General features: G+C 43.8%; 7 protein-coding genes, 5 rRNA genes and 1 other annotated feature (1 of these 13 only partly in view). Of the genes, 11 read left to right on the forward strand and 1 reads right to left on the reverse strand.

The window, feature by feature from the left end; translation table 11 throughout:
* The first annotated feature begins 56 nt into the window (after nt 1-56).
* The 9 genes from MHH88_RS00055 (at nt 57) to asnB (ending at nt 15,101) form a co-directional block, all read left to right on the forward strand.
* Nucleotides 57-2,984: ribosomal RNA gene (locus MHH88_RS00055) — 23S ribosomal RNA — on the forward strand.
* Nucleotides 2,985-3,093: 109 nt separating this feature from the next.
* Nucleotides 3,094-3,209, forward strand: a 5S ribosomal RNA gene (gene rrf, locus MHH88_RS00060).
* Between the two features lie 519 nt (nt 3,210-3,728).
* Nucleotides 3,729-4,622: a patatin-like phospholipase family protein gene (locus MHH88_RS00065; protein WP_069512206.1), complete on the forward strand. Its 894-nt coding sequence runs from the start codon at nt 3,729-3,731 to the stop codon at nt 4,620-4,622.
* Nucleotides 4,623-4,927: 305 nt separating this feature from the next.
* Nucleotides 4,928-6,479: ribosomal RNA gene (locus tag MHH88_RS00070) — 16S ribosomal RNA — on the forward strand.
* 181 nt (nt 6,480-6,660) lie between these two features.
* Nucleotides 6,661-9,588: ribosomal RNA gene (locus tag MHH88_RS00075) — 23S ribosomal RNA — on the forward strand.
* A gap of 109 nt (nt 9,589-9,697) precedes the next feature.
* Nucleotides 9,698-9,813 (forward strand): 5S ribosomal RNA (rrf, locus tag MHH88_RS00080).
* The 16S, 23S and 5S rRNA genes sit together here, the layout of an rRNA operon.
* A gap of 407 nt (nt 9,814-10,220) precedes the next feature.
* Nucleotides 10,221-11,684, forward strand: a complete 1,464-nt coding sequence (gene guaB / locus MHH88_RS00085) for an IMP dehydrogenase (protein WP_024362932.1) — start codon at nt 10,221-10,223, stop codon at nt 11,682-11,684.
* Between the two features lie 140 nt (nt 11,685-11,824).
* Nucleotides 11,825-13,156 (forward strand): D-alanyl-D-alanine carboxypeptidase family protein, encoded by a 1,332-nt coding sequence (locus MHH88_RS00090; protein ID WP_339260787.1) that lies wholly within the window; start codon nt 11,825-11,827, stop codon nt 13,154-13,156.
* A gap of 106 nt (nt 13,157-13,262) precedes the next feature.
* Nucleotides 13,263-15,101: an asparagine synthase (glutamine-hydrolyzing) gene (gene asnB / locus MHH88_RS00095; RefSeq protein WP_339260789.1), complete on the forward strand. Its 1,839-nt coding sequence runs from the start codon at nt 13,263-13,265 to the stop codon at nt 15,099-15,101.
* Between the two features lie 18 nt (nt 15,102-15,119).
* On the opposite strand, the gene MHH88_RS00100 is transcribed toward asnB, so the two are convergent.
* Nucleotides 15,120-16,550, reverse strand: a complete 1,431-nt coding sequence (locus MHH88_RS00100) for a PLP-dependent aminotransferase family protein (protein WP_339260791.1) — start codon at nt 16,548-16,550, stop codon at nt 15,120-15,122.
* Nucleotides 16,551-16,655: 105 nt separating this feature from the next.
* Here MHH88_RS00100 and pdxS point away from each other — a divergent pair, with 105 nt between their 5' ends.
* Both pdxS and pdxT read left to right on the forward strand, forming a co-directional pair.
* Nucleotides 16,656-17,540, forward strand: coding sequence for a pyridoxal 5'-phosphate synthase lyase subunit PdxS (gene pdxS, locus MHH88_RS00105; protein WP_024362936.1), 885 nt, complete (start codon nt 16,656-16,658; stop codon nt 17,538-17,540).
* Between the two features lies 1 nt (nt 17,541).
* Nucleotides 17,542-18,105 (forward strand): pyridoxal 5'-phosphate synthase glutaminase subunit PdxT, encoded by a 564-nt coding sequence (gene pdxT / locus MHH88_RS00110; protein WP_339260793.1) that lies wholly within the window; start codon nt 17,542-17,544, stop codon nt 18,103-18,105.
* A gap of 49 nt (nt 18,106-18,154) precedes the next feature.
* Nucleotides 18,155-18,342: a binding site (T-box leader), on the forward strand; it runs 29 nt beyond the window's last position.

The raw sequence follows: 18,342 nt of genomic DNA on the forward strand, positions 1-18,342 counted from the left end.
TGAAATTGTAACAAACACATTTATTTTTTAAATTAAGTTTTTAGGCTTAATAACTAGGTTAAGTTATTAAGGGCGCACGGCGAATGCCTTGGCACTAGGAGCCGAAGAAGGACGGCACTAACACCGATATGCTTCGGGGAGCTGTAAGTGAGCTTTGATCCGGAGATTTCCGAATGGGGGAACCCACTACGTTTAATCGCGTAGTATCTTGACGTGAATACATAGCGTCTTGAAGGCAGACCCAGGGAACTGAAACATCTAAGTACCTGGAGGAAGAGAAAGAAAAATCGATTCCCTGAGTAGCGGCGAGCGAAACGGGAAGAGCCCAAACCAAGAGGCTTGCCTCTTGGGGTTGTAGGACACTCTATACGGAGTTACAAAGGAATGAGTTAGATGAAGCGACTTGGAAAGGTCCGCCAGAGCAGGTAAAAGCCCTGTAGTCGAAAGTTTATTCCCTCCAGAGTGGATCCTGAGTACGGCGGAACACGTGAAATTCCGTCGGAATCCGGGAGGACCATCTCCCAAGGCTAAATACTACCTAGTGACCGATAGTGAACCAGTACCGTGAGGGAAAGGTGAAAAGCACCCCGGGAGGGGAGTGAAAGAGATCCTGAAACCGTGTGCCTACAAGTAGTTAGAGCCCGTTAATGGGTGATAGCGTGCCTTTTGTAGAATGAACCGGCGAGTTACGATTACGTGCGAGGTTAAGCTTTAGAAGGCGGAGCCGCAGCGAAAGCGAGTCTGAATAGGGCGAATTAGTACGTGGTCGTAGACCCGAAACCAGGTGATCTACCCATGTCCAGGGTGAAGGTGAGGTAACACTTACTGGAGGCCCGAACCCACGCACGTTGAAAAGTGCGGGGATGAGGTGTGGGTAGCGGAGAAATTCCAATCGAACTTGGAGATAGCTGGTTCTCTCCGAAATAGCTTTAGGGCTAGCCTCGTGATGAGAATACTGGAGGTAGAGCACTGTTTGGACTAGGGGGCCATCCCGGTTTACCGAATTCAGACAAACTCCGAATGCCAGATATTTATACACGGGAGTCAGACTGCGAGTGATAAGATCCGTAGTCAAAAGGGAAACAGCCCAGACCACCAGCTAAGGTCCCAAAGTAATCGTTAAGTGGAAAAGGATGTGGCGTTGCACAGACAACCAGGATGTTGGCTTAGAAGCAGCCATCATTTAAAGAGTGCGTAATAGCTCACTGGTCGAGTGACGCTGCGCCGAAAATGTATCGGGGCTAAACGATTCACCGAAGCTGTGGATTGACATCTACGATGTCAGTGGTAGGAGAGCGTTCTAAGTGCGTTGAAGTCAGACCGGAAGGACTGGTGGAGCGCTTAGAAGTGAGAATGCCGGTATGAGTAGCGAAAGACGGGTGAGAATCCCGTCCACCGTATGACTAAGGTTTCCTGAGGAAGGCTCGTCCGCTCAGGGTTAGTCGGGACCTAAGCCGAGGCCGATAGGCGTAGGCGATGGACAACAGGTTGATATTCCTGTACCACCTCCTCACCGTTTGAGAAATGGGGGGACGCAGTAGGATAGGGTAAGCGCGCCGTTGGTTGTGCGCGTCCAAGCAGTAAGGCGTGTGTGTAGGCAAATCCGCACACTGTAACGTTGAGCTGTGATGGCGAGTCCGTATGGACGAAGTTCCTGATTTCACACTGCCAAGAAAAGCCTCTATCGAGGTGAGAGGTGCCCGTACCGCAAACCGACACAGGTAGTCGAGGAGAGAATCCTAAGGTGTGCGAGAGAACTCTCGTTAAGGAACTCGGCAAAATGACCCCGTAACTTCGGGAGAAGGGGTGCTCTTGAGCGTGCAAGCGCATGAGAGCCGCAGTGAATAGGCCCAGGCGACTGTTTAGCAAAAACACAGGTCTCTGCAAAACCGTAAGGTGACGTATAGGGGCTGACGCCTGCCCGGTGCTGGAAGGTTAAGAGGAGTGGTTAGCGCAAGCGAAGCTGCGAATTGAAGCCCCAGTAAACGGCGGCCGTAACTATAACGGTCCTAAGGTAGCGAAATTCCTTGTCGGGTAAGTTCCGACCCGCACGAAAGGCGTAACGATCTGGGCACTGTCTCAACGAGAGACTCGGTGAAATTATAGTACCTGTGAAGATGCAGGTTACCCGCGACAGGACGGAAAGACCCCGTGGAGCTTTACTGTAGCCTGATATTGAATTTTGGTACAACTTGTACAGGATAGGTAGGAGCCAGAGATCTCGGAGCGCCAGCTTCGAAGGAGGCGTCGGTGGGATACTACCCTGGTTGTATTGAAATTCTAACCCATGCCCCTTAGCGGGGCAGGAGACAGTGTCAGGCGGACAGTTTGACTGGGGCGGTCGCCTCCTAAAAGGTAACGGAGGCGCCCAAAGGTTCCCTCAGAATGGTTGGAAATCATTCGTAGAGTGTAAAGGCACAAGGGAGCTTGACTGCGAGACCTACAAGTCGAGCAGGGTCGAAAGACGGGCTTAGTGATCCGGTGGTTCCGCATGGAAGGGCCATCGCTCAACGGATAAAAGCTACCCCGGGGATAACAGGCTTATCTCCCCCAAGAGTCCACATCGACGGGGAGGTTTGGCACCTCGATGTCGGCTCATCGCATCCTGGGGCTGTAGTCGGTCCCAAGGGTTGGGCTGTTCGCCCATTAAAGCGGTACGCGAGCTGGGTTCAGAACGTCGTGAGACAGTTCGGTCCCTATCCGTCGTGGGCGTAGGAAATTTGAGAGGAGCTGTCCTTAGTACGAGAGGACCGGGATGGACACACCGCTGGTGTACCAGTTGTCTTGCCAAAGGCATCGCTGGGTAGCTATGTGTGGACGGGATAAGTGCTGAAAGCATCTAAGCATGAAGCCCCCCTCAAGATGAGATTTCCCATTACGCAAGTAAGTAAGATCCCTCAAAGACGATGAGGTAGATAGGTTCGAGGTGGAAGTGTGGTGACACATGGAGCTGACGAATACTAATCGATCGAGGACTTAACCAAAAAGTTTGAAACATTCAATGAACCGTTTATCCAGTTTTGAAAGAACAACCTTTCTAAAAAGAGAGCTTCAAGACACAGTAATACGCCGTGTATTGGAGGTCGAATATAGTCTAGTGATGATGGCAAAGAGGTCACACCCGTTCCCATACCGAACACGGAAGTTAAGCTCTTTAGCGCCGATGGTAGTTGGGGGCTTCCCCCTGTGAGAGTAGGACGTCGCTAGGCACACAAAGCAGTCAGCAAATTGCTGGCTGTTTTTTTATTTTGAGCAATAACGAGAATCTATTATTTTTATAGGTTCTCGTTATTTTTTTAAAAAGGAAAATCATAATTCATTATTAAGCATTTTAAATTTTAACAAAGTATCAATAGAAGAATTAGAAAGTGTAGATGCTGGCAATATACTATTTTTGCAATTTTAAAGCCCGTTAAGGGCATTCTAGTGACTATATGGCATGTTTTAATTATAAAACATATGAGTTACTTAAGACGGGCTTGAAAGCTGGAGGTTTGAATATTCGATATGAGAATATTAATTGAATACATGCAGATATTGAAGTATTACTTATTTATTTAAGATTGAGATTTATACTGACAGGCGTTCTATTTTTTTATTATGTATTTTTAATGTTTACGTAAACAATCTAATAATCCAGTTAGTTCGACAGAATTCATTTTTTAAAGTTCTAATCTCTTTGATAATTTTCTATAATATAACGATTACTTAAAAAAGGAGAGGGAATTTTGTGGATTGATGGGGTTTTTTCTGGTGGAGGATTGAAAGGCTTTGCTTTGGTTGGAGCGTATCAAGTATTAGAAGCTGAAAATTTTCACTTTAAACGAGTTGCAGGAACAAGTGCTGGAGCAATATTAGCTGCTTTTATTGCTGCTGGTTATAGTGGAAAGGAAATTGAATGTATACTTGAAGAATTAGATGTACCTTCATTATTAGATCCTCGAAAAACATTTCTACCATTACCGTTTATGAAATGGATTAATGTTTATAACCATTTAGGGTTGTATAAAGGGAAAGCATTAGAAAAATGGTTTTTTCAAAAATTAGCGGATAAAGGGGTTTATACTTTTTCCGATTTACCTAAAGGTTCATTAAAATTAGTAGCATCCGATTTATCGAATGGCAGAATTATTGTTTTACCAGATGATTTACACAAATATCAAATTGATGCCAATAATTTTTCTGTTGCTTGTGCGTTACGTATGAGCTGTGGCATTCCGTTCTTTTTTGAACCAGTTACATTAAAAACAGGAAGGGGGGAGTCTGTCATTGTTGATGGAGGCGTACTAAGTAATTTTCCTTTATGGATATTTGATGACAAAGAAGGGCGTAAAAAGCGACCTGTACTTGGTCTTAAACTAAGTAGAAGTAGTGAAGAACAATGTCCACAAGAGATAAAGAATGGCTTGAATTTATTTGAAGCGTTATTTGCTACTATGAAAGGGGCACATGATGAAAGGTATATTTCAAGAAGACACGAAAGGGATATTGTTTTTATTCCAGTAGATGATTATAGCGCCACACAATTTGATTTAAATGAAGAGACTAAAGAAACATTGCTAGAGATAGGTAGAAATCGTACTCTTCAATTTTTAAAAACTTGGCCGAGATTTAGAATGTAGTAGTTTTTAAAAAAAATAATAAAAACTGTTGACTTTTCAAAAACTAGATGTTATTATATAAAAGTTGCTGTTACAACATGTAGTTAAGAAAAAATAAAAACAAAAAAATGTTTGACATTATTTCAGAAACATGTTATTATATAAAAGTTAACTCTTTTAAAACAGTTAACGAAATGAACCTTGAAAACTGAACAAGCAAAACGTAATCAATATAGTTTTTACTAGCTAACTTCGTTAGTGAACGAAACAAAATTTTGGACATCAAAATTGATGCCAGCAAAACAATTTGAGCTAATCAAATTTCTTTTATGGAGAGTTTGATCCTGGCTCAGGACGAACGCTGGCGGCGTGCCTAATACATGCAAGTCGAGCGAACAGAGAAGGAGCTTGCTCCTTTGACGTTAGCGGCGGACGGGTGAGTAACACGTGGGCAACCTACCTTATAGTTTGGGATAACTCCGGGAAACCGGGGCTAATACCGAATAATCTATTGTCCCTCATGGGACAATACTGAAAGACGGTCTCGGCTGTCGCTATAGGATGGGCCCGCGGCGCATTAGCTAGTTGGTGAGGTAACGGCTCACCAAGGCGACGATGCGTAGCCGACCTGAGAGGGTGATCGGCCACACTGGGACTGAGACACGGCCCAGACTCCTACGGGAGGCAGCAGTAGGGAATCTTCCACAATGGGCGAAAGCCTGATGGAGCAACGCCGCGTGAGTGAAGAAGGATTTCGGTTCGTAAAACTCTGTTGTAAGGGAAGAACAAGTACAGTAGTAACTGGCTGTACCTTGACGGTACCTTATTAGAAAGCCACGGCTAACTACGTGCCAGCAGCCGCGGTAATACGTAGGTGGCAAGCGTTGTCCGGAATTATTGGGCGTAAAGCGCGCGCAGGTGGTTTCTTAAGTCTGATGTGAAAGCCCACGGCTCAACCGTGGAGGGTCATTGGAAACTGGGAGACTTGAGTGCAGAAGAGGATAGTGGAATTCCAAGTGTAGCGGTGAAATGCGTAGAGATTTGGAGGAACACCAGTGGCGAAGGCGACTATCTGGTCTGTAACTGACACTGAGGCGCGAAAGCGTGGGGAGCAAACAGGATTAGATACCCTGGTAGTCCACGCCGTAAACGATGAGTGCTAAGTGTTAGGGGGTTTCCGCCCCTTAGTGCTGCAGCTAACGCATTAAGCACTCCGCCTGGGGAGTACGGTCGCAAGACTGAAACTCAAAGGAATTGACGGGGGCCCGCACAAGCGGTGGAGCATGTGGTTTAATTCGAAGCAACGCGAAGAACCTTACCAGGTCTTGACATCCCGTTGACCACTGTAGAGATATGGTTTTCCCTTCGGGGACAACGGTGACAGGTGGTGCATGGTTGTCGTCAGCTCGTGTCGTGAGATGTTGGGTTAAGTCCCGCAACGAGCGCAACCCTTGATCTTAGTTGCCATCATTTAGTTGGGCACTCTAAGGTGACTGCCGGTGACAAACCGGAGGAAGGTGGGGATGACGTCAAATCATCATGCCCCTTATGACCTGGGCTACACACGTGCTACAATGGACGATACAAACGGTTGCCAACTCGCGAGAGGGAGCTAATCCGATAAAGTCGTTCTCAGTTCGGATTGTAGGCTGCAACTCGCCTACATGAAGCCGGAATCGCTAGTAATCGCGGATCAGCATGCCGCGGTGAATACGTTCCCGGGCCTTGTACACACCGCCCGTCACACCACGAGAGTTTGTAACACCCGAAGTCGGTGAGGTAACCTTTTGGAGCCAGCCGCCGAAGGTGGGATAGATGATTGGGGTGAAGTCGTAACAAGGTAGCCGTATCGGAAGGTGCGGCTGGATCACCTCCTTTCTAAGGATATTTTCGGAATACAAACCTTGGGTTTGTAAGATTACGTTTTGCGTTCAGTTTTGAAGGTTCATCATTACGATGAAATACTTCAAAACTTGTTCTTTGAAAACTGGATAAAACGACATTGAAATTGTAACAAACACATTTATTTTTTAAATTAAGTTTTTAGGCTTAATAACTAGGTTAAGTTATTAAGGGCGCACGGCGAATGCCTTGGCACTAGGAGCCGAAGAAGGACGGCACTAACACCGATATGCTTCGGGGAGCTGTAAGTGAGCTTTGATCCGGAGATTTCCGAATGGGGGAACCCACTACGTTTAATCGCGTAGTATCTTGACGTGAATACATAGCGTCTTGAAGGCAGACCCAGGGAACTGAAACATCTAAGTACCTGGAGGAAGAGAAAGAAAAATCGATTCCCTGAGTAGCGGCGAGCGAAACGGGAAGAGCCCAAACCAAGAGGCTTGCCTCTTGGGGTTGTAGGACACTCTATACGGAGTTACAAAGGAATGAGTTAGATGAAGCGACTTGGAAAGGTCCGCCAGAGCAGGTAAAAGCCCTGTAGTCGAAAGTTTATTCCCTCCAGAGTGGATCCTGAGTACGGCGGAACACGTGAAATTCCGTCGGAATCCGGGAGGACCATCTCCCAAGGCTAAATACTACCTAGTGACCGATAGTGAACCAGTACCGTGAGGGAAAGGTGAAAAGCACCCCGGGAGGGGAGTGAAAGAGATCCTGAAACCGTGTGCCTACAAGTAGTTAGAGCCCGTTAATGGGTGATAGCGTGCCTTTTGTAGAATGAACCGGCGAGTTACGATTACGTGCGAGGTTAAGCTTTAGAAGGCGGAGCCGCAGCGAAAGCGAGTCTGAATAGGGCGAATTAGTACGTGGTCGTAGACCCGAAACCAGGTGATCTACCCATGTCCAGGGTGAAGGTGAGGTAACACTTACTGGAGGCCCGAACCCACGCACGTTGAAAAGTGCGGGGATGAGGTGTGGGTAGCGGAGAAATTCCAATCGAACTTGGAGATAGCTGGTTCTCTCCGAAATAGCTTTAGGGCTAGCCTCGTGATGAGAATACTGGAGGTAGAGCACTGTTTGGACTAGGGGGCCATCCCGGTTTACCGAATTCAGACAAACTCCGAATGCCAGATATTTATACACGGGAGTCAGACTGCGAGTGATAAGATCCGTAGTCAAAAGGGAAACAGCCCAGACCACCAGCTAAGGTCCCAAAGTAATCGTTAAGTGGAAAAGGATGTGGCGTTGCACAGACAACCAGGATGTTGGCTTAGAAGCAGCCATCATTTAAAGAGTGCGTAATAGCTCACTGGTCGAGTGACGCTGCGCCGAAAATGTATCGGGGCTAAACGATTCACCGAAGCTGTGGATTGACATCTACGATGTCAGTGGTAGGAGAGCGTTCTAAGTGCGTTGAAGTCAGACCGGAAGGACTGGTGGAGCGCTTAGAAGTGAGAATGCCGGTATGAGTAGCGAAAGACGGGTGAGAATCCCGTCCACCGTATGACTAAGGTTTCCTGAGGAAGGCTCGTCCGCTCAGGGTTAGTCGGGACCTAAGCCGAGGCCGATAGGCGTAGGCGATGGACAACAGGTTGATATTCCTGTACCACCTCCTCACCGTTTGAGAAATGGGGGGACGCAGTAGGATAGGGTAAGCGCGCCGTTGGTTGTGCGCGTCCAAGCAGTAAGGCGTGTGTGTAGGCAAATCCGCACACTGTAACGTTGAGCTGTGATGGCGAGTCCGTATGGACGAAGTTCCTGATTTCACACTGCCAAGAAAAGCCTCTATCGAGGTGAGAGGTGCCCGTACCGCAAACCGACACAGGTAGTCGAGGAGAGAATCCTAAGGTGTGCGAGAGAACTCTCGTTAAGGAACTCGGCAAAATGACCCCGTAACTTCGGGAGAAGGGGTGCTCTTGAGCGTGCAAGCGCATGAGAGCCGCAGTGAATAGGCCCAGGCGACTGTTTAGCAAAAACACAGGTCTCTGCAAAACCGTAAGGTGACGTATAGGGGCTGACGCCTGCCCGGTGCTGGAAGGTTAAGAGGAGTGGTTAGCGCAAGCGAAGCTGCGAATTGAAGCCCCAGTAAACGGCGGCCGTAACTATAACGGTCCTAAGGTAGCGAAATTCCTTGTCGGGTAAGTTCCGACCCGCACGAAAGGCGTAACGATCTGGGCACTGTCTCAACGAGAGACTCGGTGAAATTATAGTACCTGTGAAGATGCAGGTTACCCGCGACAGGACGGAAAGACCCCGTGGAGCTTTACTGTAGCCTGATATTGAATTTTGGTACAACTTGTACAGGATAGGTAGGAGCCAGAGATCTCGGAGCGCCAGCTTCGAAGGAGGCGTCGGTGGGATACTACCCTGGTTGTATTGAAATTCTAACCCATGCCCCTTAGCGGGGCAGGAGACAGTGTCAGGCGGACAGTTTGACTGGGGCGGTCGCCTCCTAAAAGGTAACGGAGGCGCCCAAAGGTTCCCTCAGAATGGTTGGAAATCATTCGTAGAGTGTAAAGGCACAAGGGAGCTTGACTGCGAGACCTACAAGTCGAGCAGGGTCGAAAGACGGGCTTAGTGATCCGGTGGTTCCGCATGGAAGGGCCATCGCTCAACGGATAAAAGCTACCCCGGGGATAACAGGCTTATCTCCCCCAAGAGTCCACATCGACGGGGAGGTTTGGCACCTCGATGTCGGCTCATCGCATCCTGGGGCTGTAGTCGGTCCCAAGGGTTGGGCTGTTCGCCCATTAAAGCGGTACGCGAGCTGGGTTCAGAACGTCGTGAGACAGTTCGGTCCCTATCCGTCGTGGGCGTAGGAAATTTGAGAGGAGCTGTCCTTAGTACGAGAGGACCGGGATGGACACACCGCTGGTGTACCAGTTGTCTTGCCAAAGGCATCGCTGGGTAGCTATGTGTGGACGGGATAAGTGCTGAAAGCATCTAAGCATGAAGCCCCCCTCAAGATGAGATTTCCCATTACGCAAGTAAGTAAGATCCCTCAAAGACGATGAGGTAGATAGGTTCGAGGTGGAAGTGTGGTGACACATGGAGCTGACGAATACTAATCGATCGAGGACTTAACCAAAAAGTTTGAAACATTCAATGAACCGTTTATCCAGTTTTGAAAGAACAACCTTTCTAAAAAGAGAGCTTCAAGACACAGTAATACGCCGTGTATTGGAGGTCGAATATAGTCTAGTGATGATGGCAAAGAGGTCACACCCGTTCCCATACCGAACACGGAAGTTAAGCTCTTTAGCGCCGATGGTAGTTGGGGGCTTCCCCCTGTGAGAGTAGGACGTCGCTAGGCACACAAAGCAGTCAGCAAATTGCTGGCTGTTTTTTGTCTATTTTTAGCTTTAGAAAACGATTTCAATAAAATTGTAAGCGTTCTTATGAGCCCTTTTGTGCTATTATTTTTGCATATTGTGTGAGAAACTAAGTGAAAATAAATATGCTAACTATTAATTATCTGATTAATGATTTGGGGGTTTAATTTTTTCTAGGTAGCTGATTATTTAGGAGAAAAATATTTTAAAAAAGAGATATTTCTGCATTAAATATAGAAAATTGGTTTTAAAAATGAATAATTAGGTATAAGTTTGGACAAACTAAAAAATCTGAATTGTCTTTCTTTTATAAGTTTCTTGACAGTAGCATGACACGTTGTTAATCTTACAATTAATATTCTTTTAACTATAGGAGGAAGTTACGAAAATGTGGGAATCTAAATTTGCCAAAGAAGGTTTAACTTTTGATGATGTATTATTAGTACCAGCTCATTCAGAAGTACTACCGAAAGATGTTGATTTATCAGTTCAACTTACACCAAAGATTAAATTAAATATTCCAATGGTCAGTGCAGGTATGGATACAGTTACAGAATCTAAGATGGCTATTGCTATGGCACGTCAAGGTGGTATCGGTATTATCCATAAAAATATGGGCATAGATGAGCAAGCGGAACAAGTTGAAAAAGTAAAACGTTCTGAAAATGGTGTTATTACAAACCCATTCTTCTTAACTCCGACTCACCAAGTTTTTGATGCTGAACATTTAATGGGTAAATACCGAATTTCAGGTGTACCAATTGTGGATAGTATGGAAAACCAAAAGCTAGTAGGAATTATTACAAATCGTGATTTACGTTTTATTTCTGACTACTCTTTAAAAATTGAAGATGTAATGACAAAAGAAGATTTGATTACGGCTCCTGTTGGAACGACTTTAGAGGATGCGGAAAAGATTCTTCAACAATATAAAATCGAAAAACTTCCTATTGTAGATGAAGAAGGTAAGTTAACTGGTTTAATTACAATTAAGGATATCGAAAAAGTAATTGAGTTCCCGAATGCTGCAAAAGATGTACATGGTCGTTTATTAGTAGGAGCAGCTGTAGGCGTATCTAAAGATACAATGATTCGCATTGAGAAGCTTGTTGAAGCACAGGTTGATATCGTAGTAATCGATACAGCCCACGGTCACTCAGAGGGTGTACTACAAACAATCCGTTCTATCCGTGAAGCTTACCCAGAATTAGAAATTATTGCTGGTAACGTGGCAACTGGAGAGGGAGCACGTGCATTGTTTGAAGCTGGTGCAGATGTAGTGAAGGTTGGTATTGGACCAGGATCAATTTGTACAACTCGAGTTGTTGCAGGTGTAGGTGTACCTCAAATTACTGCCATTTATGATTGTGCTACAGTAGCGCGTGAATTAGGTAAAACAATTATTGCTGATGGTGGTATTAAATACTCTGGAGACATCGTAAAAGCTCTTGCTGCAGGCGGTAATATCGTAATGCTTGGCTCACTTCTTGCAGGTACTTCTGAATCTCCAGGAGATACTGAAATTTTCCAAGGTCGTCGCTTCAAAGTTTACCGTGGTATGGGTTCTATTGGCGCAATGGAAAAAGGTTCAAAAGATCGTTATTTCCAAGAAGATGCAAAAAAATTAGTACCAGAGGGTATTGAAGGTCGACTTCCTTATAAAGGACCTCTAGCAGATACAGTTTATCAATTGATTGGTGGTATTCGAGCAGGTATGGGTTATTGTGGTGCGCCTAACCTTGAATATTTACGTGACAACGCTCAGTTTGTCCGTATGACAGGTGCAGGTCTTCGTGAATCACATCCACATGATGTTCAAATTACAAAAGAATCACCAAACTATTCAATGTAATATATTTCAAGCAACTTTTATGCTCTCGTATCGTCTAAAAAGATGATACGAGGGCATTTTTTATGAGATAGATTGCGCACCTACTAGGATATCTATGATAAAATGTCGAGGACAAGATTATTTTTTGGAGGGCAATAAAGGTGAAAAAAACAACGAACACCGTATTACGTTTGCTCCTAATTCCTGTTCTATTATTTAGTATATTTGCAGGTGTTCCTGCAAAAGCAAATGCAGAAACAGATTTAGGGTTAACGGTTGACGCTGCGATTTTAATAGACGCAGATTCAGGGAAAATTTTATATGAACAAAATGCAGATACTTCACTAGGTATCGCTAGTATGACGAAGATGATGACCGAGTACCTACTACTGGACGCAATTGATGCAGGTACGGTGAAATGGGATCAGGAATATCATGTGACGGATTATACGTATCGTATGTCTCAAAACCGTGCATTAAGTAATGTACCGTTACGAAGAGACGGATCATATACAATTCGTGAACTATATGAGGCAATGGCTATCTACTCTGCTAATGCAGCTACAGTGGCAATTGCAGAAACAATTGCTGGTACTGAAACTGAGTTTTTAAAACTAATGAATAAAAAGGCAGAAGAGCTTGGCCTTGAAGGCTATAAGTTTGTAAATGCTTCCGGTCTTAACAATGCTGATTTATTTGGTATGCAGCCAGCAGGTACTGGTCCAGAAGATGAGAATGTAATGCCTGCTAAATCTGTAGCAAAATTAGCCTATCATTTATTAAAAGATCATCCAAAGGTTTTAGAGACATCTAAAATAACAAAAAAGACATTCCGTGAAGGAACAGATGACGCAATTGAAATGTCAAACTGGAACTTTATGTTACCAGGTCTAGTATTCCAGTATGAAGGCGTAGATGGCCTAAAAACAGGTACTACTAACTTTGCAGGACATTGCTTCACTGGTACTGCAGAACGCAATGGGACGCGTCTAATTGCAGTCGTAATGAAAGCTGTCGATGCAAAAGGAGAAGGCTCTTATAAAGCACGTTTTGATGCTACGGCTAAGTTATTTAATTATGGCTTCACGCAATTTACAAAACATGAAATTATTCCAGCAAACTATAAGTTTAAAGACCAAAAGACTGTGAAAGTAACTAAAGGGCAAGAAGACAAAGTAGCTATTGCTGTGAAAGAACCAATTTCATTTATGGTGAAATCTTCTGAAAAGGATTTATACCAACCTAAATTAGTTTTAGATAAAAAAAGCCTTGAAGCTAAAGTTAAGAAAGATACAGTAGTAGGGAAGGTCGTTATAGAGCGCACAGAAGGCAAAGATTACGGCTTTATTGATGGTAAAGAGTTTACATCTGATGTCGTGACAACAGCGTCTGTAGAACGTGCTAGCGGTATTTCTCTATTCTTCCAAGGTATCGGTAACTTCTTCGGAAACTTATGGGGTGGCATTACTGATTTTGTTGGTGGATTATTTTAAAAACTAACTAGTAAGAACACGTTTATGTTTGTAAAAACATAGCGTGTTCTTTTTTCACGTTTTACAGTCAATGTGCATACGCTAATAGGCGAAAGGATGTGGCTAAATGTGTGGAATTACCGGGTGGGCTAGTTTTAAAAGAGATTTACGAACAAGCGAGAGCATTGTGAAGTTAATGGCGCAAACATTAAGTAAACGGGGACCAGATGATGAAAATATTTGGTGTAATGAACATATCGCATTTGGCCACCGACGGTTAGCGGTCATTGACTTAATAGGTGGCAAGCAACCAATGGTAAAAAAACATGATGGCGTAACATATGTCATTACATATAATGGCGAACTGTATAATACCGAAGAATTGCGTAAAGAACTGCAAACAAGAGGGTACGTCTTTACAACCCAGTCAGATACAGAAGTATTGTTAACTGCGTATATTGAGTGGAAAGAACAGTGTGTGAATTATCTAAATGGCATTTTTGCATTTGGTGTGTGGGATGAACAAACGGCATCGCTCTTTCTGTGTCGTGATCGTCTAGGTGTAAAGCCTCTGTATTACACTGAACAACAAGAAGGATTACTATTTGCATCGGAGGTCAAGGCATTATTTGCACATCCAGCAGTCCAACCGTTTGTTAATAGGGAAGGTCTTGCGACAATCATGGCTGTAGGACCATCTAAACCGCCCGGAAAGTCGTTGTTCCATAATATTCATGAACTACGACCAGGATACGCAATGCGGTATTCAAAAGAGGGATTACGTATATGGCAATACTGGCAGCTTCAAAGCAAAAAACATGAAGAATCATTAGAAGAGACGATTGACCATGTACGGTATTTACTAACCGATGCTATTGAGCGTCAACTAGTCTCAGATGTACCAATCTGTACATTCCTTTCTGGAGGGCTTGATTCCAGCATTATTACTGGAATAGCAGCAAACAACTTTCAACAACAAAAGAAAGGTAAACTCCACACGTACTCTATCGACTATGAGGACAATGAACGTTTCTTTAATCCGCATGCTTTTCAAAATTCAACGGATACCTATTGGATACAAAAAATGAAAGACTCGTTTGATACAACACATCATGCGGAGCAAATTAGCCAACAACAGTTAATTGACTTGTTGAAAGAAGCGGTCTTTGTAAGAGATGCACCTGGTATGGCTGATGTTGACTCATCCTTACTATGGTTTTGCCGAGAAATAAAAAGAGATTTTACGGTTGCTTTATCAGGGGAATGTGCCGATGAAATATTCGGTGGTTATCCATGGTTCAAAGAAAGAACGACTGGTTTCCCTTGGATTCGTTCATTACCCGAAAGAACAGCTATGTTACGCGAGGAATGGCGTACAAAGTTAGCTGTTGAAAATTATGCGCAGCATGTTTATGAACAAACGATTGGTGAAGTACCTTATTTAGAAGGGGAAAGCACAGATGCAGCGCAACATCGTGAAATGTTTTATTTAAACATGGTATGGTTTATGCAGACTTTGCTAGAACGGAAAGACCGCATGAGTATGGGGGCGAGTCTTGAGGTGCGTGTGCCATTCGCAGACCATCGGCTTGTGGAATATGCATGGAATATTCCTTGGGAAATGAAAAATTTAGACGGCATGGAAAAAGGTTTGCTTCGTAAGGCGATGGCGCATTTATTGCCAGAGGAAGTATTATACCGAAAAAAGAATCCTTATCCAAAAACCTATCATCCGGTATATACAGCAGGTGTTCAAAAATGGTTAACAGAAATTATGAGCGATAAACATTCAGTTCTTCATGAATTTTTTGAACGACAAAAACTAGTGGAGTTAATTGACTCTGGAGGAAGTTCATTTAAAGAACCTTGGTATGGACAATTAATGGCGGGGCCACAACTTTTAGCTTATTTGGGACAGATTGATACATGGTTTAAGCAATACAACATTCAACTAAAAGAAAATTAAAAAAGCACAACCATCTCGTCACTTGAATCGTGATGAAGATGGTTGTTTCGTTTGTATTGCCCAGCAATTCATTAACTTCTCAATGGATGATTCAATCTTGTGCACAGGAATACCGCCAAAGCCGAGTAAAAATTGAGCTTGTGTGGTCGTATTTTCATCAAGACGATAAGCTGATAATGGATAGATACCGATACCTGCATCATTGGCACTGTGCTGTAATTGTTGCTCAGATAAATCATGTTGCACATTGAGCAAGATATGCATACCAGCCTGCTCCCCAGTGATTTTTATTTGAGTAGAATAATTTTCTAATATCGTCGTGAGCTTCTCATGCTTTTTTCGATATACTTTTCGCATACGATTTAAATGTTTTGAAAAATGTCCGTCTCTCATGAAATTAGCTACAATGTGCTGATCGAACCTTGGTACTGTTGATGAATAATAATTAAAGACATCATTATAAGTAGTAAGTAGCTTAGGTGGTAGTACAAAATAGGCGACTCGCAAGGAAGGCATTAAGGATTTGGTAAAAGTACTCATATAGATAACTTTCTCATTGCGATCTAAAGCTTGTAGCGCGGGAATTGGTTTTCCAGTATAACGAAATTCCGAATCATAATCATCTTCAATGATATATCGTGATGGACTTTGAGCCGCCCAATTTAAAGCTTGTGCGCGCCTTGTGGCAGACAAGACAGCACCAGTAGGGAATTGGTGCGACGGCGTGATATAAACAACATTAGCAGCTGTTTTTTCCAGTTCATGGATAAGGATACCTTCATCATCTACTGCAATTGGACAAACCTGTCGCTTGTGTTGTAAAAACATCCGATGCACGGTCGGATAACCAGGGTTTTCGAGTGCAAAGCAAGTGTCTTCGCTGAAAAGACGCAAAATCATCGGAAGCAGTTGTTCTGTACCTGAACCAATGACAATTTGCTCTGGGCTACAAACAACGCCGCGCGACTGATATAAGTAATTTGCAATCTCCGTACGTAACGCTAATTCTCCTTGTGGTTCCCCTGTCAATAATAATTCTTTGGAGGCATCATCAAAAAGTTCTTTTGCATATTTTCGCCACGTTTGAAATGGGAAGGCATCAATATCTATGGAACCAGGATTAAAATCAATGGCATATGTTTTTTTCCGAGGTTGCTCTTTTAGTAGCATAGATGTGTCTTGTTGAATATAAGGTAGTTCATCAATATCCTCTACAAAATAACCGACCCGAGATTTCGATATTATATAACCTTCTGCCAGTAATTGTGCATAGGCAATTTCGATTGTTGTTTGAGAAATATTCAAAAAATCTGCCAATTTTCGCTTCGAAGGTAATTTTTCTCCGACCGTAATTTTCTTTGTAATAATCGCTTCTTTAATACCGCTGTAAAGCTGATCGTATAGCGGTTTTTCACCGTTTTTTTCAAGCTGAAATAAAAGCATATCCATGTTCGATTTCCCACCTGACCTTATAATTATTTTATAAACTGAATATTTTGATATGGTCAATTTCTATTATACTAAATTTCATCACAAAGGTGGAGGTAGAAAAGAATGAAGCAAACAGGAACAGAATTAGTAAAACGTGGGATGGCGGAAATGCAAAAGGGTGGCGTCATTATGGATGTCATTAATGCGGAGCAGGCGAAAATTGCTGAAGCAGCGGGTGCTGTGGCTGTGATGGCATTAGAGCGAGTGCCTTCAGATATACGAAAGGCAGGAGGAGTGGCACGCATGGCAGATCCTCGTATTGTAGAGGAAGTTATGGCGGCTGTCACAATTCCTGTTATGGCGAAAGCACGTATTGGTCATATCGTCGAAGCTCGCGTGTTAGAGGCAATGGGGGTTGATTATATTGATGAGAGTGAAGTGTTAACGCCAGCGGATGAGGAATACCATTTATTGAAGAGTGACTATACAGTGCCATTTGTATGCGGCTGTCGCGATTTAGGTGAAGCGGCTCGTCGTATCGGTGAAGGGGCATCTATGCTACGGACGAAAGGTGAGCCAGGTACAGGGAATATTGTAGAGGCTGTACGCCATATTCGTAAGGTCAATGCCCAAGTACGAAAAGTTGTCGGGATGACTGAAGATGAGTTAATGACTGAGGCAAAATTGCTGGGTGCTCCATTTGAATTATTACGAGAAATTAAAAAACTTGGTCGATTACCGGTTGTAAACTTTGCAGCAGGAGGTGTTGCGACACCAGCAGATGCAGCATTAATGATGGAGTTAGGTGCTGATGGAGTATTTGTCGGCTCTGGTATTTTTAAATCAGAAAATCCTGAGAAATTTGCACGTGCCATTGTGGAAGCAACGACGCATTATAAAGATTATAAATTGATTGCAGAAATTTCAAAAGAGCTAGGTGTGCCGATGAAAGGTATTGATATTGCACAGCTTAGTCAAAGTGAACGTATGCAAGAACGAGGCTGGTAATATGAAGAGAGTGGGTGTTTTAGCATTACAGGGTGCTGTTAGAGAGCATGTACGAATGTTAGAGGCACTTGGTTGTCAAACGGTTTTAGTCAAGCATAAGGAGCATTTAGAAGGGCTTGATGGACTCATATTACCAGGTGGAGAAAGTACAACGATGCGCAAATTACTTGATCGCTATGAACTAATGGGACCTATTCGCTTACTTGCGCAAAAAGGCGTACCAATGTTCGGCACGTGTGCTGGGTTGATATTATTGGCAAAAGAAGTGGTTGACCATGATCCACATTTAGCTGTAATGGATGTTGTCGTTGCTCGGAATTCATATGGACGTCAAGTAGATAGCTTTGAAGCGAATTTAAATATCCAAGCGATTGGCGAAGCAATACCAGCCGTCTTTATACGCGCACCGCATATTGTGTCAGTTGGGGAAGGTGTGGAAGTGCTAGCGGAGCATGACGGAAAAATTGTGCTAGCGCGAGATGGTCATTTACTGGGCTGTTCATTTCATCCTGAATTAACGACAGATTTGCGCATTGTCAAATATTTTGTGACGACTATGGTGTGACTTGCAAAATGTCGTTTCATATAGTACAGTATGGATAAAATTTAAATAATTGAACACGATGATGGGAAGTAGTAGCAAGCACGTTTTTTTTAGAGAGTCAGCGGGTGGTGGAAGCTGATAAAAGCACTTGTGAATCCGTCCTGGAGTTGCGCAGTCGAAGTGAATGAAGTAGGCTGTCGCCGGTTGAAATGCCGTTATGAGATAAGTGGACTAGGCAATCTGTCTGGTCAATTAGGG

Origin of the sequence: Lysinibacillus sp. FSL K6-3209, from assembly GCF_037976175.1 — a bacterium.
Taxonomy (GTDB): domain Bacteria; phylum Bacillota; class Bacilli; order Bacillales_A; family Planococcaceae; genus Lysinibacillus; species Lysinibacillus sphaericus_D.

Excerpts from the sequence above, each read along its gene's own strand:
- guaB (WP_024362932.1), top strand. The coding sequence starts at position 10,221 with ATGTGGGAATCTAAATTTGCCAAAGAAGGTTTAACTTTTGATGATGTA.
- asnB (WP_339260789.1), top strand. The coding sequence starts at position 13,263 with ATGTGTGGAATTACCGGGTGGGCTAGTTTTAAAAGAGATTTACGAACA.
- MHH88_RS00100 (WP_339260791.1), bottom strand. The coding sequence starts at position 16,550 with ATGGATATGCTTTTATTTCAGCTTGAAAAAAACGGTGAAAAACCGCTA.
- pdxS (WP_024362936.1), top strand. The coding sequence starts at position 16,656 with ATGAAGCAAACAGGAACAGAATTAGTAAAACGTGGGATGGCGGAAATG.
- pdxT (WP_339260793.1), top strand. The coding sequence starts at position 17,542 with ATGAAGAGAGTGGGTGTTTTAGCATTACAGGGTGCTGTTAGAGAGCAT.